The sequence below is a fragment of the Chitinophaga oryziterrae genome, from assembly GCF_009758125.1.
Classification (GTDB): Bacteria; Bacteroidota; Bacteroidia; order Chitinophagales; family Chitinophagaceae; genus Chitinophaga; species Chitinophaga oryziterrae.
Genome location: NZ_WRXO01000004.1, coordinates 297,834 through 317,491, shown reverse-complemented (window position 1 = coordinate 317,491; position 19,658 = coordinate 297,834). Strand labels below are relative to the sequence as shown.

Below are 19,658 nucleotides of genomic sequence, written 5' to 3'. Positions count from 1 at the left end.
TATGCAAGAAGAGAGAGCACCAAATGATGAGTTAACGATGAATGAATTTAACGGGCAAATAAAGTTATTAGTTCATTTTATCCGGTCAATAATTCATCAGTACTGCAAAGGGTTCAAACGTTATTGGTTTGCAATGACTTTCCTGTTGATAGTGATAACTTCGGGAGGACTGTTATATTTCCTCCATGCAGAAAAGAAATTTGAAGGAAAGGCTTCTTACGGATATACTTCTTTAAAAAGAAAATTATATGGGGAAGCAATTGATAATGTGAATGCGCTTATTCAAACGCGTTCTTATCAACAATTACAAACTTTATTACCACTGGGTATAAATCAGTTAAAGCACCTCCGCGAAATAAAAGCAACAAACAACTATGGAAGTTTGTTATCGGATGATATGACAGAGAATAATAGTCAGATCTTTTATATTTCCGTAAAAAGTACAGATCACGCAGTATTTGATAGCCTGGCAATTCTATTGGAAAATTATCTCAATAATATTGTTGCCGTACAGGAGCTACAGCGGCAGAGGGCAGAAAAGTTTAAACGGGCTATCACATACAGGGAAAAAGAACTGGTCGCGCTCGATTCCCTGATGCATGCATATACCAATAGTCTGAACAGCACGACACAATCTGTTTACCCTGTTCAGAAAGGACAGATCAATACAGAAGCGCTTTTTGAGAAAGGTGAAAAGATCACGGAAGAAATTACGGATATGCAGAATTTCCTGCAAGACTCACGTGCTGTAAAATTACAGGAACCGTTCCTGGTAAGTCAGATGCCCGTGCAAAAGTCCGTGGTGAAATTTGTGGCAGTAGTTATAATAATGTACTTAGTAATAAGCGGGCTAATCCTCTTTATCTTATTAAACATTACCAGACCCAAATATGTTCCGGAATAAAAATATCATCAATAGCTTTTGGAATATAGCGGATATCTTTCTCTATCCGGTGCTCTTTTTCGTGAGCACCTCTTTCTTTATCAAACACCTGGGACAGGCACAGTTCGGGATATGGATGCTGGTAAATACCATAGTGGTATCTATGCAGCTTTTTAATCTGGGGATAGGCAGTATGGTATTGAAAAATATCGCCTTGTATACAGGAAGGCGGGATGAAGAAGGGAAAACTGGTACAATGAATAATGCTATCAGCATTACCGTTGTGCTGTTCGCATTTTGCATATTACTCTCTCTGACAGGCTACTTTTTGGTATCTCATTATCATTTGTTTGAAATAGCGGCCAATTACAAGCAGTTATGCGCTCAAAGCTGTGGCCTTGCCGGATGTATTGTTGGGATAAAGTTTTTTGAGCAAATATTTACCAACTATTTCAAAGCATTAGAACAATACAAAATTGCCGCATTATTGGGAAGCGGGAACAGGTTGGGCGGACTATTACTGAATGCATTACTGCTTGCTCTCTTTCCGCTCAATATTACCCAACTCCTGCTGGTAATAATAATTGTAAACGGTCTATTTATCCCTTTTGCATTCGTGCTGATGAAGCGAAGCCTGCCTGGTTATTCATTTAAGTTCAACCTGAAAATCCCCAGGCACGAAACATCATTTGCCGTTCTCACATGGCTGCAATCATTGGTAATTATTCTTACTTTCCAGTCAGACAGGTATTTGATCGTCAATTATTTTGGATTGATAGTATTGAGTTATTATGCATTGATCGCTACCATGTTCAATCATTTACATATGGGATTCAGCGCCATTCTGCACTGGATCTCCCCCAAGTTTACAAAAATGCATGCACAGGAGCTGGATAGCGTGGACCTGTATATGGCTGCGAGAAATGTAGTGACCAGCTGTGCGGTCATTTTCCTGCTTATTCTCTATATTATTTATCCCTATATCTTTAAAATTATCCTGGGAACGGAAACAGCTCATGAAGTACATGAATACACCAGGTATTTCATTTCATTTGAATCATTCTTCGCCCTTAGTATCGTGCCTACCTATTATTTCAATGCAGTAGGCCACGAGCGGACATATTTATATTATGTAGTGTTTTTCTGTGTGCTTGCATTGACGGGCATGTTTGCCTGCATATATATCTTTCAGCAGCCTGTTGCAGTCCTTTACGGACTGATCGGGGCCTGTGCTGTAAGTATGATAGTATTGGAAATGCTGCTGAACAAAATACTGACAGGCAGTTACCAGGTGTTGTCATGCATTGCCCAGCTGCTACCTTCCATTTTCCTGTCGGCCTTTATATTCTTGTCTGATCCCTTATTACAATGTGTGAGTGCTTCGTTAGCTATCCTGACACTCTATCTCACACATTTAAGGGGGAACAGCCATAAAATTCTATTATTGGTAAGATCGTGAGTACATCTAAAACATATCATCTCTTCTTCTTCGTTGCAATTGTGTATACGTTCTTTAACAGTGTACTATTGCCTGAGGGACTATATTATACAACATTACTGACGCCTTTCTTTTTCATTAATTTAATACGGCAAAAGTATGTCAAATACTACTTTCACTTCCTTATTATTTCTCTGCTGTTTGCATGTATACAATTGCCGACCGTAGAATATCCAAAGGATTATATCATATCGTTCCTGTTATTACAAACACTGGCAATATTTGTACTCAATGCTTATCTGTTCTTTAAAACAGCCGGAGCAACAGCCAACGTGTTTAAAAGTCTTGCTACGATAAACATTGTGTTGGTAGCAGTGGCTTTAATAACGCTGTTTATTCCATTTATCCGTCCCGTTCTTTGGTATTTGCTCCCTATAAGTCCGGACATCCCTGTTATTCCGAGGTTAAAACTGTTCACTTTCGAAGCGTCTTATTATTCTTTGGTCATGTTTCCCATTGCCGGATATTATGCTTTAAAGAAAATACTGTTGAAAAGCGAATATAATATCCTCTTTATCTCACTATGCCTTTCCTTATTGCTGAGTTTCTCCCTGGGTGTACTGATCACATTCTTTATCGGGACCATACTCCTTCTCTCGCTTAATATGGACAAATTAAGGGGCAAGGTGAATATTACGTTTATAATGATAACCTGCTGGGGGTTACTGGCAAGCATGCTCGTACTTTTTTTCTTTTACCGGCATAATCCGTTGTTCGAAAGACTTCACAATATTTACTCAGGAAAAGATACATCTGCAAGGGGGCGTATCACAGATTCATTTTATATTGCCTGGAATGTTACGAAAACGAAATCGTTATTGTTTGGTGCCGGCCTGGGACAGTTTAAACATATTGGGAAGGGCTTCTCCAACTACTTTTACTCCTATTCAAAAATCCCTGTAACAAGGGTCTACAACTCCGTGGCAGAAACATTTTGTATCTATGGAGGATTAGGGCTAATACTCCGGTTCTATACCATCATTTATCTTTTTATAAAGACAAAAGTCTGGGAGAACTACTACCGGCAGTTACTGTTCATATTTATTTTCATCTATCAGTTCACCGGCAGTTATCTTTTTAATCCCGCAGAATATGTGATATGGGTCCTGGCATTTAGCACGGCGCTATTCCCTCAGTTTAACAGAACAAATTTCATTCTTAATACCAGGCAGCTATGAGAGTGTTGTATATAAGCAGGGCTACATTATATTCCGCTAAAGGAGGCGATACGATTCAAATGGTGAATACGGCCAATGAACTCAGGAAGCTGAATATAACAGTTGATATTAAACTTTGTAATGACAGGCATATTGACTACAGCCAATATGAGCTTATTCATTTTTTCAATATTATTCGTCCTGCGGATATTATTTTCCATATAGATAAGAGCAAACTACCTTTTGTCCTCTCCCCTATCTATATGGATTATCAGGAGGCTCCAAAAATGAACAAACAATTCAGGTACAGGTTCCTGTCATTCTTCAGTAAGAATGCACAGGAGTATTTTAAATGTATGGCACGAAGCATAAAAAACGGAGAACGGATTATGTCCTGGAAGTACCTCTTCTATGGTCATAAGAGGTCCATTGCATATATCCTGAAAGAATGTGCCTGTTTGCTTCCTAATTCTTTTAGCGAATATGAACGCCTTAGAAAGGATTTTAAAGAAGCTGGCACATTCGCCGTCATTCCCAATTCCATTGATACCTCAATTTTTACTCAAACGGATGCTGTTCAACGGGAGGATGCAGTCATATGCGTGGCCAGAATAGAGCCCTATAAGAACCAACTGAATATCATACGGGCACTCAAAGAGGCAGATATACCATTGACGATTGTAGGGGATGCAGCGCCTAACCATCATGCCTATTACAATGAATGCCGGGAAAATGCTTATGATAAAGTAACTTTTATCAATTACCAGGATCAGGCAACAATTGCCGCATTATACAACAAACATAAAACCCATATTCTCGCCAGCTGGTTTGAAACCACTGGCTTAAGCTCTCTTGAGGCAGCGGCTTGCGGTTGCACGCTTGTAATAAGTGATAAAGGGGACACCAGGGAATATTTTTCAGATAATGTTGAATACTGCGATCCCGGCGATCTGCAAAGTATAAGAACGGCAGTACAACATGCACTGAAGGCGCCGGTGAACGATTCCCTCACGGATAAGATCGTTCATCAGAATAACTGGACCGAAACCGCTGTCAAAACCCTGGATGCCTACAAAAAGGTCTGCTATGAAAGCAATTGAATCCCGGAAAGAGATCATTTTCAATAAACTGTATTTAATACTTACAGGCTTATTGCTCGTATCCGCTATTCTGGGAGGGCGGTTCACTGCTTTTAACAGCATCAGCACTATTGGCTTATTACTGGTGTGGATAGCCGAAGGAGATTTCAGCACAAAATGGGAACGTTTGAAAAGCAGTCCTCTTGTATATCTGACTACTTTTTATTTTTTGCTGTATGTATTGAGTATCTGGATCTCAAAAGATAAAGATCATGCACTTTCATTGGTGCAGAGAGAGTTCGTTATTGTGTTCATATTCTCTTCTAAAAACCCATTTAAAAAGGAACATATCTATTTCCTGTTAAAGATATTTGTGTATGGGACATTTTTCTGGATGTCCCTTGCCAGCATCCTGGCAATGAAACAATATCTTTTTAGTGGTGATCCTTCTGTATTTCTTTATCATACACTGGCCTATAATATTGAGTCAACAGCTATCTACGCATCCCTGCTATGTGTGATAAGCGTTGCGGTCGTCTTATTTGTTCCTGCTTCTGCGAGGTGGAAAATCATCCTGTATGTCTTCTTTACTATCTGGCTGCTCCTGCTTTCTTCCAGGATGTTCCTGTTCATACATCTTGTAATTTCAGTGGTTAATTTGTTCACCTACCTACCTGCAAAGTACAGGGTTATACCTGCAGGTGGTATTATTGCGATTGTTGCGCTTCTATTTTTTACCAATAATCCCATTAAAAGCAGGTTCCAGGACCTGGAATTATTTAAGACGTCTTATCTCACCCAGCCAACGTTTAACGAAGCGACCTATTTCGATGGGCTTAGCCTGCGGCTGGTCTATATACGCTTCTCATGTGAAATAATGAGAGAGCATAATGGTTACCTGTTGGGCGTCGGCAGCGGTGACGCCGCAACCCTGTTGCGGGAGAAGATCCTTTCCTATCATATGTTTACAGGCGATAACAGTATCTCCGGAAAAGGAGGTTATCTTCAGTATTCCTTTCATAATATATACCTGGAAAGCTTTGTGTCGTTTGGCATTATCGGATTGCTTACCCTTTTAATGCTATACGGATATATTGGTTATACCGGGATAAAGAACAGGATGGCTTTGTTAAGGGACATATTTATCATCATTTTCTTTAGTTCATTTACGGACGTGATCATCATGCATGATCAGTGTGACCTTTCATTAATATTAACGCTCTGTTGCCTTTCTATAACACTTATCGGCTATAATGAACAACATCTATAAAAATATTATCCGGGTCCTCACCCGCGGGGAGAAAAAGCAGGTAAAGGTGTTTATTGTGTTAAACACGTTCATCAGTTTACTGGATATATTTTGCATTATATATTTATTGTTTGTCCTAAAATTCTATACAGAGAGCAATGCTTCTTTTTTGAATAATAGCCGCATGTTTGCAGACAAAAATTCTGTCATCCCTGCGATATGCCTGTTGCTCCTTTTTTCTGCCAAGAATATTATGGGGCATTGGGTGTATCAATCCCAGGTGAAATTCATTACGCGCATTGCTCAAAGGCTTTCTACAGAGAACCTGACTAAATACCTGAATGGCGATTACAGCAACTTTGCAAATGAAGATTCCGCTGTTTTTGTCAGCAGGATCATTCATCAGCCTACAGAATTTGCGCAATACGTGTTGCTGAATTTCCAGTTGATCATTACAGAATGTGTGATGGTCAGCCTCTCTGTAATTACTTTACTCGTATATAACGCACAGTTATTCCTGATAGCTGTCATTGCCCTGTTACCACCACTTCTATTATTAGTGTTCCTTACAAAAAGAAGGTTAAAGAACATTAAAAAGAATATCAAAACCATCGTTGAACGATCTTTACAATACCTCCGTGAGGCACTCTCAGGATTTGTAGAGAGTAATATCTTTGATAAGAACCCTTTTTTTATAAACAGGCACACGGCAGTGCAGGCGGAGTTAGGTAAGAAGATTTCAAGTATGCAGATAACGCAGGATTTACCCGCACGCTTTTTTGAAGTGTTTGCCATCCTGGGCTTATTCATATTGATCGTTGCCATAAAGTTTTCGGATACAATGGGCAGTGCATATATAGTATTGCTGGGCACTTTTATGGCAGCTGCTTATAAGATCATTCCCGGTATTTCAAAGATCATTAACTTAAACAACCAGTTGCGCACTTATCAGCATACAATTGCAGAGACGGGCGTATATCCTGAGTTATCAGTTAATACGATAAATGATAAAATAACTTCCATTACATTTCAAAATGTCGGTTTCTCATACAATGGAAACAAAATCCTCCATCGTTTAAATGCTACCATCCATACAGGATCATTGTCCGGGATCAGCGGTGATTCAGGAAAAGGGAAAACAACTATACTTAACCTGACAGCGGGTTTTCTGCAGCCGGAGCAAGGCGAAATTTTATTTAACAGCGAGAGCAGGAAATATCTCCCTTTCCTGAGCCAGATTTCCTATGCAAAACAAGATCCTTTCATTTTACATGCATCCGTTTTGGATAATATTGTTTTGTTCGACAAACAGTACGATCCTGTTAAATTAAATGAAGTGCTGGAAGTCACCGGGCTCACCACTTTTCTGAAAAACTTCCCGGAAGGCATCGGAAAGATAATAATGGAAGGAGGAAAGAATATAAGCGGAGGTCAGCGTCAGCGCATCGCTTTGGCAAGGGCCTTATATAAAAATGCAACTATTCTATTGCTGGATGAACCTTTCAGCGAGTTGGACGAAGCGTCTGAAATAGCGATCATGCAATATTTAAGAACACTCGCGGAATCAGGAAAGATCATTTTACTGATCTCACACAACCCCAAAAGCCTTGATTTTTGTCATGCTGTAATTAATCTTAATGCCCATTACCGTCCTGAAAAAGTTTCATAAACTGTTTTGCAGAATCATCCATATCAAATGGCAGCACTGACGAGTAAACAGTGTGAGGGTCCCGCAGCAGTTCCAATGCCCTGGTGATCATCTCTTCCTTTGTAGAGACAATATGCCAATGCGGGATTTTTTGGTCCATTGGCTTGGTAAAGCTGATGACATGCGCTCCTGCATACAGGGACTCAATACATACATTGCCAAAACCCTCATAGTTTGAGGTATGCAAAAACACCTTTGTTCTTTTCATCAGGCGCAACACTTCTTTCTGGGGCAATGGACCGGTGAGCCGGAGATGGTCTTCCAGGCCCAGTGCTTCCATTCTACTTTCTATTTTCCCCCGCTCGGACCCATCCCCACATAAAATGGCTTGGACAGGCTGTAATTGTTCTTTGATTGCAGCCACCACCTCCACAAAAACATCATATTGTTTTAGCGGGGACAGACTTCCCGCGCCTAGTATATCGATCGTTCGTTCCTCATTGTCTTTATCAAACAACAGTGTATCTATCGCATCGGGGATCAGATATGCCGGGCGAATACCATGGTTTTTATGAAATTCATTCAGCAGAAAGTCTGACATGGCCACCAATTCCGATGGTTGAGGGCGAATACGTTTTACGAATTTGTTCCAGGGCCTTGCATCTTGTCCGCATATCCAGCAATAATGCTTTAACCGGTATAGTTTCGAGAAATAATGTGCTACAAAACTGCATTCTGCACACCAGAAACTAAGTATCCCGATGATATGTTTTTCCCTTTTCAACCGGAATAAGGTCTTTACAACATTCAGCCACACCAGCCAGTTGCGTATACCCCCTTTATTTTCTCCAGAGAATGGTATCACCAGGTTCCCGTTCCAGGTATAGCGGTTGCGGCTCACAGGAAACTGAAAAGTGAGAATGACGATTTCCAGTTCCGGGAAGTTCCTGTTCAGCGCTCTTATTAAGCTTTGCTTGGCAGGAAGCCAGATGGACTCTTCTTCCGATTCGTTTGCCGGAAATGCAGGTGTTAATATGATAAGCGTTTTTCTATTCAATTGAACTGATAAATGCTTTTGTTTTTTGAAAGACTATTTCCGGAGTATACCTTGTAAGGCAATGAACATCATTGAACTTGCAGGTTTCCAGCATGCAATTACCACATGGCAGATCATCTGAACTGAATATCAGCGCGTTTTTATTTTGTGGTGTTACCCAATCGCTTCTGGTAGAACCGAGTAATACCACTGTCGGCTTATCCAATACCCAGCACATATGCATTAATCCGGAATCTTCGGACAGCATGAACCAGCACTGTTGAATAATCCTGAAACCTTCGCTGGGGGAAGTATTATCGATCATATAAAGCAGTTTATCGCCCAGTTTTTCTTTGAGGTAAACTGCCTTATCTCTTATGAATTGTATACCAAGCGCGATGAATTGGGTATCAGGGAATTCCTGTAACCATAATCTGGCAAAGGCCACATAATTATCCATATCCCAGTTACGTGTACCGAAAGCCCCCGCAGGATTAAGGATCACCAGCCTGCTCTTTCCGTCCCATCCGCATGCTGCTAATAATTTATCTGCCTGGAAAGCAGATGGTTTAAAACGATAGCCCGCATCCAGGAAATTTTTTCCCAGGCCAACAGATTCAATGGTGCGCCGGGTACGCTCCCCCGCAGCAAGAGGAGAATACCTGTCGAATTCGCTCCATGCTTCGGGCCGTAAGATCTTTCTCACAAATCTGCTGATACGGTTGTTCTGCAGATCAATGATCACATCGTATCTTCTGAAGAATAAGCGGGGCAGTAATAAACAGGCGGATAAAAATTGTTTTTTAAAGTTTCTCTTTCCACCGATGGAAAATACATGGTCAAAGAGTAAAAGATCTTTGGGGACCGGATCTACTTCTTTCCTTGTCAGGAAGTCCAGTTGCGTCCCTTCGGGTAAGGTATTACGTAATGCCTGTAAATAAGGAAGTGTAATGACCGTATCGCCCATTGCCTGTAAACGAATTGCCAGCACCTTTTTGGGTGCCGTGTTCCTCTCCCATTTTCTAATCGACATCTATCGGGAATTTAATCGCCGGCATATGTCTTCTTATTTCTCTTATCAATGCCGGAACATCTCCAATAACATATTTCTTTACATCATTTACATAAATGACTGAATAATCACTTACCGGAATATTATGCAATTGAATAAGCAGAGAAGCATCGAATAAAACAACCTTACCCTTATGAAGCATTAGCTGAATGTCTTCCGGATTAATTGAAAAGAAACCGGTCCCTTTGGCAATGATTAAATCAGCATAATATCCTTCCTTCACCGATCCTGTTTTATCCAGTTTCCAGACATTTGCAGCCTTTTGTGTTACCGCATTTATTAATTCAGTATCACTTAGCATGTTTTGCGCTTTTGCCAGTCGCAGGTGTTGCCATATATTCCAATTAGCTGAAACGGTAGCGTCCGTACCTAACAGGATTTTCGTACATGACTTAAGCTGATCGATCTTAGCTGTTGCATTCAACAGAAAGTAGTTCGAATCCGGGCACCAGACTAACGCCTCAAATTTCTCTGCCTGTTGTTCATTCATGGCCACGCCATGTATAGCGATCAGTTTACGGCGAAAGATATTCCATCTCAGTAATTCATCTATCTCGTTACAAGCCTCAAGGTCTGTCCCCTCCCCTGCATGGATCACAAAGGGATTATCTGCGAAAGGCCTATTCAATCTTCTTTTCCAGTGTTTTTCCAATTTCACTGAATGTAAGGAAGTGCATCCGGAAAATATGGTGATTAAATTTTCAGGGACACTTAATCTTTCTCCATGCTGTATAACGGTTGTAACTCCTGCAATCAGGTTCTTATAAACACCCCATTTTGTACGTAATTCTTTGGGAATGTCCAGCACCTGTTGAATGATTTCATTGCTTTGCTGATATATATCGGGGCCCCATTCCAGGTAATTCTTATAAGTACGGTTGCCTAGCTGGGGAAACAGGTTATAATCCAGATGATCGTGAGAATTTATCAATCCGGGGAAAGCCAGGCAATCCTCAAACCAGATATTCTTTTCTACCGGATTAATATCATCGGGAGCAAGGATCTGTTCTATTTTATTCCCGTGAATAAAAATGCTCCGGCGATCTCCGTTCATCAATTGTAATCCATGTAAAACCATCTTCTTACAATTTCGGTTCAATAATTGTTTTGTTAGATGCAGCCCCTTCAGCGTAAGGATTTTTTCTGAATACGACCCGGAAAAAGGTTTTCTTCGCTGCATCCACCATTAACCAGTTTCGCGAAAAAAGAAATACCAGGATATTACCAAACAAAGACCAGGCAAAAGATATCCTCCTTACATTCTTCAATTCCTTTTTTGTGCGGATAAAGTAATCAAGCGCCAATACCCTTCTATAATATTGCAAAGGATGTTGCAACCTGTTCATCTGTTCCTGGTGATGATAGACGAAGGCATTGTTCAATACGTGAATACCTGTTCCGGGGAAGCCGATACTAACCCCATAGTTATCACCAATTCCATATTTATCCAGCCTTTCATCATAAGGAGAATGTACCAGCCAGTTCTTACGGATAACGCTTGCCCCTAATCCAAACACGGGCACGGTAAAGTTCTCTCCTGAGAAATCTGTAATCACCGGCCATCCGGACCTTGCAATGTGATTCCCTTTCCGGACGTAATATCGTTTAATTCTCTTTATGAAAAAGTTATCTGATATGCACCGGATTTCTCCCCAGATGCCCAAACCGAAAATATATCTGATTATTAATTGTTTAGCGGAATAAACCGGATAGGTAGCCGTCCAATTGCCATTTTCCTGCTGCAGGACCTGTCCGGAAACTGCACCGGCTTCCCTATGCTGCTGAATATAGGCAGTTATCTTCTGCAGATAATCTGCCGGTACTTCTATATCATCATCACAGAGGAAGATCCACTCAGACCTGGCGGCTCTTATTCCCATGTTCCGCTGAACGCAGACTGAAGGTATGGAAGATAAGTGTTGAATATTTAAATTGGGGTAGTCAGTATTTGTTAACCATTCACTTCCGGCATCTACGATAATTACTTCGTCAACCGGCTGTGTGGAGTTGTTAAGGTTGTTTAATAAAGCAACCAGATTCCTTTTACGGTTATAAGTAGGTATGACTACACTGATGTTCATCTGGAATACTGAAAAACTTTAACCACTTTCTTTTCTTCCTTCTTTTCTTCCGTAATTTCCCCGAAATGTTTCAGATATTGTTCAATAATTCCTTCACAGGAGTATTGATGGATGATTTTCAATTTGTTCTCTGTTATTTTCTTATGCTCTTTTTCCCTTGAAACGGAACTTAGTAACCTCAATATATCCGTTGCATCTGAAAAATAAAATCCATTATTTTCCAGTACCGACCGGTTAAAGATATTGTCATGCGCACATATCACTGCCTGTGATGCCATAGCTTCCAGTAAAGAAGGATTGGTCCCACCCACACTGTGCCCATGAAAGTACAGGTTAGAATAATAACGCAGGTTATTCAGTTCTTCCAGGTCGTATATACCTCCTAAAAACCTGATATGTTCACCCGCAGCGTACTTTTCTTTCAGATATTTCCCATATTTCGTATCCACGTTCCCAATTACAATAAAAGGTGCAGGGGTTGGCTGCAGCATAGCGCCATCCAGGATGGTTTCAATATTATTCTCCGGTTCCATGCGTGCGATCAGCATGTTGTATTGAAATTGCCGGAGCTGATACTTTTTTAATATTATCTCATCAGGATGTTCAAAAATATTTGCACCGTAAGGAATATAAGTGGCCTCTTTCTGATATTTTTCCCGCAGGTATGTCTGTATTCCCAGGGAATCTGCAATCAGGTGATCGCTATACCTGACACCCAGTTTTTCCGCATATAGTAAAAAGCGCTGCACATAGCGGGAGTACTTACTGCGTTTCCATTCCAGTCCATCCATATTGGTGGTGACAATACTTTTCTGCCGGGGCATCAGCCATCCCCAGATCGTACTGCTGGTATAACCTAACTGCAAAATGATATCGAAGTTTTGCCTGCGGGCATTTATGATACAGTTCAGATCATAAATGAATTGTCCGGCTGTCCCTATTTTATGTTCAGGATCGTAGCAATGAATAATATCCACTCCTTTCCATTTTTTCTCCTGATAGGGATGGTTGTGCGAGTTATATACCGTAACGTGATGCCCTGATTTCACCAGACCTTCAGAAAGATATTCCGCAAGTTGTTCAAATCCGCCGTAGTGATTTGGAATGCCTCGAGTACCAATAATCGCAATGTTCATTTTGCCTTACTTATGTAACAAATGTAGGAATGTTTTACACTAAATATTTTTAATTATGAGGCAACCATAACGTCCATTTTAGGTGTTTATAACGAGTTAGCACGGCTTTGTATCACCATCTATTTTTTTGTATGATCAGCAAAAGTTTTAGCCAGATCGGCCTTAAAGAGAAAGACGTTCCTATAGCGCTACCGGAGGTACAGCGCGCGTACGGGTCTATGCCATTACAGGATGGGTTTAATCAGTTCGTAAAGCGATCACTGGACATCGTATTGTCCATTATAGTAATCCTATGTATACTGAGTTGGCTGACACCAATTCTGGCGTTGCTTATCAAACTGGATTCCCGCGGCCCTGTTTTCTTTAAACAGTTACGTTCCGGTAAGAACAATCAGCCTTTCGTTTGTTATAAGTTTAGAAGCATGTATGTGAATGACCTGGCAGACATTGCGCAGGCAACATTAAACGATGCCCGTTTTACCAGGTTCGGACGGTTTCTGCGACGAACAAACCTTGATGAATTGCCACAGTTCTTTAACGTACTGATAAACGACATGTCGGTTGTTGGCCCCAGACCACATATGCTTGCCCATACAGAAAAGTATAAAAAATTGCTGGACAACTACATGGTCCGGCATTTTGTAAAACCCGGTATTACCGGATGGGCACAGGCGAGCGGGTACAGAGGAGAAACGAAGTTGCTTTCTGAAATGGATGTAAGGGTACAGCACGATGTTTATTATCTGGAGAACTGGTCGTTCTTTTTTGATATAAGAATAATAGCGCTCACTACCTGGTTATTGTTAAGGAAAGATGAGAAGGCTTATTAAAATTCAATTGAAGGATTGTCTGAATGCCAGGGGAGAGAGCTTGGTCTTTGTTTTAAATAACCTGCTAAAAGACTGCGTATATTCAAAACCCAGTTTGTACGCTATTTCACTTACGGATAAATCTGTAGTAGATAATTTTTCTTTTGCTTTTTCGATCAATTTATCGTGAATGTGTTGTTGGGTATTTTGTCCTGTCAAAGTAGTAAGCAAGCTGCTTAAATAACCGGGCGATATATTTAATGCTTCAGCAATGTATTGAACGGTAGGCAACCCTTTTTCTTCCAGATCATCACTATTGAAATATGTGGTAAGAATACTTTCGAGGCGATCAAGAATTTTATGGTTAGTTATTTTTCTTGTGATGAACTGACGCTGATAAAATCTCTCTGAATAATTAAGTAATACCTCCAACTGGGATATAATAATATCCTGACTGAATTTATCAATATTTGAACGATATTCCTGTTGAATGCTTTTAATAATATTTATAATCTGTTTTTCTTCTTTGGGAGAAAGATACAGGGCTTCGTTTACCTCATAATCAAAGTATTTATATTGCTTTATTTTCTTTGCTAAAGGTGTATTCCATAAAAAATCCGGATGGATGAAGATCAGCCATCCGGATGGTTTTAATTGCGGACCTTTTTTAAACTCAATACTTAATACCTGGTTGGGCGATAAAAAATATAAAACCCCTTCATCAAAATCATATTCCTGCTGCCCGTACTTATATTTGGCATTGGAGACCCTTTTAAGCGATATGCAGTAAAAATCATATACCAAACTGATGGATTCACCTACAGGTAACTGCTTAATGGTCTCTAAATTTATAACACTGATTAATGGATGCTCTGGCTTAGGAAGCCCCGTAAGCTGATGATACTGCTTGATCGTTTTAACGCGGTATGGTTGTGCATTTGCCATGTTACAATGATAAGTACTTTTTGCGATATGCATCTGCGAACTCCTTCGCAAATTCTTTGAGTTTCACTTTACCCATTACCGGATTATTCTTATGAAAATTCTGCAGAGGAACACCGCTATGAGAAACCGCCTGCATTTCCACCAATGTTTCTGCCAGTTTCAGCGGTACTTTTGCCATTTTCAATCCCTGCAACATTTGCTTATCCGATAGCAATACCCATTTTAAATAAGGCTTTCCGATAGCTGCACCAATAATTCCGGCGGCCTCATTACAAGTCATTTCTTCACTTCCTACATACCGTACTTTTGTTTTTTCGGTGGTCGTCAATAGTTCTTCTGCCACAGCAGCTGCAATATCAATTGGCGAAACAAAAACAATTTTATCTTCACCACCATAATTACCCATTAAAAGCCCTCTCCTTCCTCTAAGCAAAGCTATCAGTCCGGAATAACGTAGTGTCAGAAATGCCCCCATCACCCCTTTACCTCTTATCAGATCCATGGAAGAATAAAAATTACTGTAAAAAGCGGCAGGCCGCATAATAGTAATTGAGACATCCGTAAGCTCTTCAAAAATATCCTCTACATTTTCACCACTGATCAAATCTGCTGCCCAACCGCTTAAAACCACCACACGCTTTACCTTTGTCTGCTTTAATGCCTGTAAATAATTACGGGCTATCCTGCTCAAATAGGCTTTCAGGTCTGGTTCCGAAAAACTCAAAGGTATCATACAATACACTGCATCAGCACCGGCAAATGTATTTATAAGAAAATTAACATCTTCTATAGAGCCAATAGCAGGCGTGGCCCCCAACGCTTCAATAGCTTTTTGTTTATCCGCCTTGCTGCTGATAACCGTAACCGAATGACCTTTTTCTACTAACTCTTTTGCCAATGGTTTACTGACATTCCCTAAAGAACCTGTAATGATAATTTTCATAATACTGCTTTTTGATGCTACAAAACTCCGTAACAACAAACAAACAGAGATAACAAAATCTACTATTGTTGTAACCAAAATGAAGAACAAACTAATAGATGTAATTGAGGCATTGTCTAATAAAAAAAGCCTTTAAAGGCTTTTTTTATTAATTAGTGATAGAAAAATCAGGCAGTTAGAATCGTCATGCGAACTTCCACAACTGTTAAAAAATCATGCTTTTTGAAGCTGACTGCTAAACCAGGTTTCGAAATCTATCTTACCTAAACGGGGATTTTCACCAGGTACAATTGACTGGTCGTTCAACTCCGAACCGAAATATGTTGCATGCACATCTGCCACCACTTTATGGGGATCTCCCTTCTTAGCTAAATAACGTTTTACGAAATCCACAAGACGTCCTCTTTCCGGTCCGGCTATTTCTATTATACCATTCAACGGAGCCCCAACAGTGACATCCGCCACCGCAGCGGCTACATCATCTGAGGCTATTGGCTGAAAAGCACCTGTAGACAGATGGATCTCATCCCCCACGGTACCGGCAGCCGCAATAGTGCCCAGGAACTCAAAGAACTGCGTAGAATGAACGATCGAATAAGGAATGCCCGACTGCTTAATTAATCTCTCCTGAGCCAGTTTTGCCCGGAAATAGCCATTGTCCAGCCTTTCAGTACCCACTATAGACAAAGCAACATGATGCTTCACACCGGCCCTGGTTTCTGCTGCGAATAAATTACGACCGGAAGTTTCGAAGAATTCTAATACGGCTTTGTCTTCAAAAGAAGGAGAGTTAGCAAGATCAACTACTACATCTGTACCTTTCATTACGTCTGTCAGTCCTTCCCCTGTAATAGTATTAACACCTGAAGCTGGTGATGCCGGAGTTACTTCATGACCAAGCTGGCGAAGCTTGTTTACTAATTTAGAGCCAATAAGCCCTGTACCGCCGATTACTACAATTTTCATGATCTTGTTTTTTCGTTATACCTCATTATTAAGGATGTGTATTTCAAGACAGATGACAATTGGAGAAGAGGAAACTGGACAATTTTGAGCCAGTTTTTATAAAAATACGGTTAATTCTTAATTTTCGCAGGCGTATATTAGCATTCGCCTTAACCCAGTAAAATGACAAACAAAATCCCGGTTCTGTACCTTATTCTCTGCCTTGGAACAGCTATTTCAACCCAGGCCCAAATGACTTTTAAGGTAACGATGGAAAATCCGTCCGGTCATCTTTATCATGTATCGCTGCAATACAGCCATGCTAAAAAGGAAGACCTTGATTTCAAGATGTGCACATGGACGCCGGGCTTCTACGAGATCGTTGATTTTGCTGCTGCCGTAAAAGATTTCAAAGCCACTACCTCCGACGGACAGCCTCTTGTATGGGAAAAAGATTCCAGTACCTGGAAGGTACATGCTACAAATAAAGATGTACTCATCAGTTATGACGTAAAAGCTGTAGAACCTTTTATCGGAAATGTAAACCTGGATGAAAACTACGGGTACATCATCCCGGGCGGACTATTCATGTATCTCGAAAAAGAGCTCCGGCACCCCGTAACCATTGAAATGCAACCCTACAGCGGCTGGAATAAATTCGTTGCTACCGGTTTAGATACCATCCCCGGAAAAAGCAATGTTTTCTATGCCGCAGATTTCGATATCCTGTACGACAGCCCTTTGCTGATGGGCAAACTGGAAGTGTTCCCCTCCTTTACTGTCAAAGGTATCCCTCATCAGTTCATCGGTTATAACCTGGGAGAGTTCGACCGTAACCAGTTCATGGCCGACCTCAGAAAAATAGTGGAACATACCAGCGATATCATCGGCGACATCCCTTATTCGCATTACACCTTTCTTGGTGTAGGGCATAAAGGTGGTGGTTCCGGAGGGATAGAACATCTTAATTCCGCTTCCCTGCTTATTGGCAGCAAAAACCTCATGACTCCCGGACACAAAGAGGATTTCTATAACTTCCTCTCTCATGAATATTTTCACCTGTATAATGTAAAACGTATCAGACCCATAGAACTGGGGCCATTCGATTATAGCAAAGAAAACTATACAAACCTGTTGTGGATATCCGAAGGATTCACAGATTATTATGCATTCCTGGGCGTTCGTGCAGCCGGCTTATCCGATGACGAATATGTGTTGAAAGGACTACAACAGCATATCAAAAACTATGAAGACGTATCAGGTCATCTTTATCAGTCTGCCGCCGCTGCCAGCAGGGGCATATGGACTATCAGAGGTAATCCTTTTACAAGAACGGATAAGGAACGCGACAGTACCATTTCTGTCTATGATAAAGGATGTATACTGGGATTAATGATCGATTTTAAGATAAGACATGAGACAGCTAATAAACATTCACTGGATGATGTGATGAAGGCGCTGTACAAAAAGTATTACCAGAAAAGAAAAAGAGGTTTTACAGATCAGGAATTTCAGAAAGAATGTGAACGCATAGCGGGAGTTCCCTTACCCGAAGTATTTTCATATGCCAATACAGTGACAGCCGTAAACTATCCCAAATACTTCGCATATGCCGGACTGGATATTGATACTGCATTTAAGATCACACCTATGCAGCATCCTACTGCGTTACAGTATGCTATTTATACCAGCTGGCTACATCGGTAGAAATACGCCCGGTTGATAAGGTTTGGCATTATTAAATCAACCCTCCAATTCTTTAGTCACTGCTTCAATAAATCCGGCCTTATCCTTTTTCATCTCTTGCAACAGTGCTTTTCTATCTTCTGGTATAGGAAAATATTTTTCAGCCCATAGATTTATTTCAATCATTATGGGAAGTAAGTCAATCCCTTTTCGGGTTAACCTATATAATCCTTTGGCTTTACTATCCGGGTGTACTAATTTTTCAATGATCTTATTTTCTTCAAGCACCAATAACCTGGCGGCTAAAATATTAGTAGCTATTCCCTCCGCGGCCTTTAAAAAGTCCCCATAAGTACACTCTTTTGCATATAATAAGTCTCTGATAATCAATAGCGACCACTTATCTCCCCAGATATCCAGAGAACAACTAACCGGACAATCCGACCTCTTTTTTGCTTTAGCCATAAAAATATTTTACAAAATAACTTGCATTTTGCAAGTAAGTAGTATATTGCACTTGCAAAATGCAAGTAAAGATACAAAACAACACAAAATGAAACAAACAATTCTGGTGACAGGGGCCTCTTCAGGTTTTGGTCTCCTTATTGCCAACAGGCTTCACGAAAGTGGCTACCATGTAATTGGTACCAGCCGCAATCCGGATAAATATAAAGCTAAACTGCCCTTTAAATTATTAGCATTAGATATTGCCGACGACCATTCAATCACATCTTTTGCCAGGCAACTGTTCAGTCAGATTAATCAGTTAGATGTGTTGATAAATAATGCAGGGTACCTTGTAACAGGACTTGCCGAAGAAACTCCTGTTGAATTAGGAAGACAGCAACTGGAAACAAACTTTTGGGGAACTGTTAAACTCACAAATGAGTTGTTGCCCTATTTCAGAAAGCAAAAGCATGGAAAAATAATTACAATTGGATCTATTCTTGGTTTAATCGGGCTTCCGAATGTTGCTTACTACTCAGCTTCCAAACATGCCCTGGAAGGGTATTTCAAATCACTGCGATTTGAATTGAATCAATTCAACATCAAAGTAAGTATGGTGGAGCCTATGGGGTTCAAAACCAACATTGGAGAAAATGCAGTTGCGGCAAATGCAAAAATTAATGACTACGATATATTCCGGCAAAAAATTACTGCGTTCACAAAAAAGGAATTTGATAAAGCGGCCGGGCCTGAACCAGTTATAAGTACTGTACTGAAAATTGTGAATGAACCAGATCCAAAGTTTAACTCTCCTGTAGGCAAAGGTTCATCCGTTATTCTTACGCTACAACGTTTTGCGTACAGTGTTTTTGAAAACTCCATTTTGAAAAGAGTGAACAGTGTACAATAAAATAATGTTATGATCATAAGCGGAAAAACAGTATTAATAACAGGCGGGGCCTCTGGCATTGGCCTGGAAGCGGCGACTCAACCGGTTTTTCCCGAAAACAGCTTTTGGCTTAGTTAATCCCAGGAAAACTTATC

General features: G+C 40.5%; 18 protein-coding genes. 9 read left to right on the top strand and 9 right to left on the bottom strand.

What is annotated here, in order from left to right; translation table 11 throughout:
• Window position 1: 1 nt before the first annotated feature.
• The 6 genes from GO495_RS16300 to GO495_RS16275 are packed head-to-tail and all read left to right on the top strand — an operon-like array spanning window position 2 to window position 7,535.
• Window positions 2-904: a hypothetical protein gene (locus tag GO495_RS16300; RefSeq protein WP_157300781.1), complete on the top strand. Its 903-nt coding sequence runs from the start codon at window positions 2-4 to the stop codon at window positions 902-904.
• Window positions 891-2,342 carry a lipopolysaccharide biosynthesis protein gene (locus GO495_RS16295; RefSeq protein WP_157300780.1) on the top strand — a complete coding sequence of 484 codons (1,452 nt, stop codon included), beginning with the start codon at window positions 891-893 and terminating at the stop codon, window positions 2,340-2,342. Before GO495_RS16300 ends, GO495_RS16295 begins: the two co-directional genes overlap by 14 nt.
• Entirely contained in the window at window positions 2,339-3,559 is a 1,221-nt protein-coding gene (locus tag GO495_RS16290; protein ID WP_157300779.1) for an O-antigen ligase family protein, read from the top strand. The genes GO495_RS16295 and GO495_RS16290 overlap by 4 nt, the downstream gene beginning before the upstream one ends.
• Window positions 3,556-4,638: a glycosyltransferase family 4 protein gene (locus GO495_RS16285; RefSeq protein WP_157300778.1), complete on the top strand. Its 1,083-nt coding sequence runs from the start codon at window positions 3,556-3,558 to the stop codon at window positions 4,636-4,638. The genes GO495_RS16290 and GO495_RS16285 overlap by 4 nt, the downstream gene beginning before the upstream one ends.
• Window positions 4,625-5,887: an O-antigen ligase family protein gene (locus GO495_RS16280; RefSeq protein ID WP_157300777.1), complete on the top strand. Its 1,263-nt coding sequence runs from the start codon at window positions 4,625-4,627 to the stop codon at window positions 5,885-5,887. Before GO495_RS16285 ends, GO495_RS16280 begins: the two co-directional genes overlap by 14 nt.
• Window positions 5,871-7,535 carry an ATP-binding cassette domain-containing protein gene (locus GO495_RS16275; RefSeq protein WP_157300776.1) on the top strand — a complete coding sequence of 555 codons (1,665 nt, stop codon included), beginning with the start codon at window positions 5,871-5,873 and terminating at the stop codon, window positions 7,533-7,535. The genes GO495_RS16280 and GO495_RS16275 overlap by 17 nt, the downstream gene beginning before the upstream one ends.
• Here the strand turns inward: GO495_RS16275 and GO495_RS16270 are convergent.
• The 5 genes from GO495_RS16270 to GO495_RS16250 are packed head-to-tail and all read right to left on the bottom strand — an operon-like array spanning window position 7,501 to window position 12,839.
• Window positions 7,501-8,571 (bottom strand): glycosyltransferase, encoded by a 1,071-nt coding sequence (locus GO495_RS16270; protein WP_157300775.1) that lies wholly within the window; start codon window positions 8,569-8,571, stop codon window positions 7,501-7,503. The two genes, GO495_RS16275 and GO495_RS16270, sit on opposite strands and share 35 nt — an antisense overlap.
• Window positions 8,564-9,583, bottom strand: coding sequence for a glycosyltransferase family 9 protein (locus GO495_RS16265; protein WP_157300774.1), 1,020 nt, complete (start codon window positions 9,581-9,583; stop codon window positions 8,564-8,566). Before GO495_RS16265 ends, GO495_RS16270 begins: the two co-directional genes overlap by 8 nt.
• Complete coding sequence (locus tag GO495_RS16260) at window positions 9,573-10,700, bottom strand: amidohydrolase family protein (RefSeq protein WP_157300773.1); 1,128 nt, start codon at window positions 10,698-10,700, stop codon at window positions 9,573-9,575. Before GO495_RS16260 ends, GO495_RS16265 begins: the two co-directional genes overlap by 11 nt.
• Before the next feature lie 4 nt (window positions 10,701-10,704).
• Window positions 10,705-11,703 carry a glycosyltransferase family 2 protein gene (locus tag GO495_RS16255; protein ID WP_157300772.1) on the bottom strand — a complete coding sequence of 333 codons (999 nt, stop codon included), beginning with the start codon at window positions 11,701-11,703 and terminating at the stop codon, window positions 10,705-10,707.
• The gene (locus GO495_RS16250; RefSeq protein WP_157300771.1) at window positions 11,700-12,839 is read right to left on the bottom strand and encodes a DUF1972 domain-containing protein; all 1,140 of its coding nucleotides are present in this window, start codon (window positions 12,837-12,839) and stop codon (window positions 11,700-11,702) included. Before GO495_RS16250 ends, GO495_RS16255 begins: the two co-directional genes overlap by 4 nt.
• Window positions 12,840-12,970: 131 nt before the next feature.
• On the opposite strand from GO495_RS16250, the gene GO495_RS16245 reads away from it, so the two are divergent.
• On the top strand, window positions 12,971-13,669 hold the full coding sequence (locus GO495_RS16245; protein WP_157300770.1) for an exopolysaccharide biosynthesis polyprenyl glycosylphosphotransferase: 699 nt from the start codon (window positions 12,971-12,973) through the stop codon (window positions 13,667-13,669).
• A 3-nt stretch (window positions 13,670-13,672) separates the two neighbouring features.
• Here GO495_RS16245 and GO495_RS16240 read toward each other — a convergent pair whose 3' ends face one another.
• From GO495_RS16240 to GO495_RS16230, 3 genes are all read right to left on the bottom strand, one after another.
• A complete protein-coding gene (locus tag GO495_RS16240) occupies window positions 13,673-14,593 on the bottom strand; it encodes a helix-turn-helix domain-containing protein (RefSeq protein ID WP_157300769.1) in 921 nt (306 codons plus the stop codon).
• A 1-nt stretch (window position 14,594) separates the two neighbouring features.
• Window positions 14,595-15,536 (bottom strand): SDR family oxidoreductase, encoded by a 942-nt coding sequence (locus GO495_RS16235; RefSeq protein ID WP_157300768.1) that lies wholly within the window; start codon window positions 15,534-15,536, stop codon window positions 14,595-14,597.
• A 213-nt stretch (window positions 15,537-15,749) separates the two neighbouring features.
• On the bottom strand, window positions 15,750-16,502 hold the full coding sequence (locus GO495_RS16230; protein ID WP_157300767.1) for an SDR family oxidoreductase: 753 nt from the start codon (window positions 16,500-16,502) through the stop codon (window positions 15,750-15,752).
• A gap of 162 nt (window positions 16,503-16,664) precedes the next feature.
• Here GO495_RS16230 and GO495_RS16225 point away from each other — a divergent pair, with 162 nt between their 5' ends.
• The gene (locus GO495_RS16225) at window positions 16,665-18,188 is read left to right on the top strand and encodes a M61 family metallopeptidase (RefSeq protein ID WP_157300766.1); all 1,524 of its coding nucleotides are present in this window, start codon (window positions 16,665-16,667) and stop codon (window positions 18,186-18,188) included.
• Between the two features lie 36 nt (window positions 18,189-18,224).
• Here the strand turns inward: GO495_RS16225 and GO495_RS16220 are convergent, their stop codons facing one another.
• The gene (locus GO495_RS16220) at window positions 18,225-18,632 is read right to left on the bottom strand and encodes a winged helix-turn-helix transcriptional regulator (RefSeq protein WP_157300765.1); all 408 of its coding nucleotides are present in this window, start codon (window positions 18,630-18,632) and stop codon (window positions 18,225-18,227) included.
• 88 nt (window positions 18,633-18,720) lie between these two features.
• On the opposite strand from GO495_RS16220, the gene GO495_RS16215 reads away from it, so the two are divergent.
• The gene (locus tag GO495_RS16215; RefSeq protein WP_157300764.1) at window positions 18,721-19,524 is read left to right on the top strand and encodes an SDR family NAD(P)-dependent oxidoreductase; all 804 of its coding nucleotides are present in this window, start codon (window positions 18,721-18,723) and stop codon (window positions 19,522-19,524) included.
• Window positions 19,525-19,658: the final 134 nt, after the last annotated feature.

What these genes read in the sequence shown, in the direction of transcription:
- GO495_RS16300 (WP_157300781.1), top strand. Translation starts at nt 2, where the DNA reads ATGCAAGAAGAGAGAGCACCAAATGATGAGTTAACGATGAATGAATTT.
- GO495_RS16295 (WP_157300780.1), top strand. Translation starts at nt 891, where the DNA reads ATGTTCCGGAATAAAAATATCATCAATAGCTTTTGGAATATAGCGGAT.
- GO495_RS16285 (WP_157300778.1), top strand. Translation starts at nt 3,556, where the DNA reads ATGAGAGTGTTGTATATAAGCAGGGCTACATTATATTCCGCTAAAGGA.
- GO495_RS16280 (WP_157300777.1), top strand. Translation starts at nt 4,625, where the DNA reads ATGAAAGCAATTGAATCCCGGAAAGAGATCATTTTCAATAAACTGTAT.
- GO495_RS16275 (WP_157300776.1), top strand. Translation starts at nt 5,871, where the DNA reads ATGAACAACATCTATAAAAATATTATCCGGGTCCTCACCCGCGGGGAG.
- GO495_RS16265 (WP_157300774.1), bottom strand. Translation starts at nt 9,583, where the DNA reads ATGTCGATTAGAAAATGGGAGAGGAACACGGCACCCAAAAAGGTGCTG.
- GO495_RS16260 (WP_157300773.1), bottom strand. Translation starts at nt 10,700, where the DNA reads ATGGTTTTACATGGATTACAATTGATGAACGGAGATCGCCGGAGCATT.
- GO495_RS16255 (WP_157300772.1), bottom strand. Translation starts at nt 11,703, where the DNA reads ATGAACATCAGTGTAGTCATACCTACTTATAACCGTAAAAGGAATCTG.
- GO495_RS16250 (WP_157300771.1), bottom strand. Translation starts at nt 12,839, where the DNA reads ATGAACATTGCGATTATTGGTACTCGAGGCATTCCAAATCACTACGGC.
- GO495_RS16245 (WP_157300770.1), top strand. Translation starts at nt 12,971, where the DNA reads ATGATCAGCAAAAGTTTTAGCCAGATCGGCCTTAAAGAGAAAGACGTT.
- GO495_RS16240 (WP_157300769.1), bottom strand. Translation starts at nt 14,593, where the DNA reads ATGGCAAATGCACAACCATACCGCGTTAAAACGATCAAGCAGTATCAT.
- GO495_RS16235 (WP_157300768.1), bottom strand. Translation starts at nt 15,536, where the DNA reads ATGAAAATTATCATTACAGGTTCTTTAGGGAATGTCAGTAAACCATTG.
- GO495_RS16230 (WP_157300767.1), bottom strand. Translation starts at nt 16,502, where the DNA reads ATGAAAATTGTAGTAATCGGCGGTACAGGGCTTATTGGCTCTAAATTA.
- GO495_RS16225 (WP_157300766.1), top strand. Translation starts at nt 16,665, where the DNA reads ATGACAAACAAAATCCCGGTTCTGTACCTTATTCTCTGCCTTGGAACA.
- GO495_RS16220 (WP_157300765.1), bottom strand. Translation starts at nt 18,632, where the DNA reads ATGGCTAAAGCAAAAAAGAGGTCGGATTGTCCGGTTAGTTGTTCTCTG.
- GO495_RS16215 (WP_157300764.1), top strand. Translation starts at nt 18,721, where the DNA reads ATGAAACAAACAATTCTGGTGACAGGGGCCTCTTCAGGTTTTGGTCTC.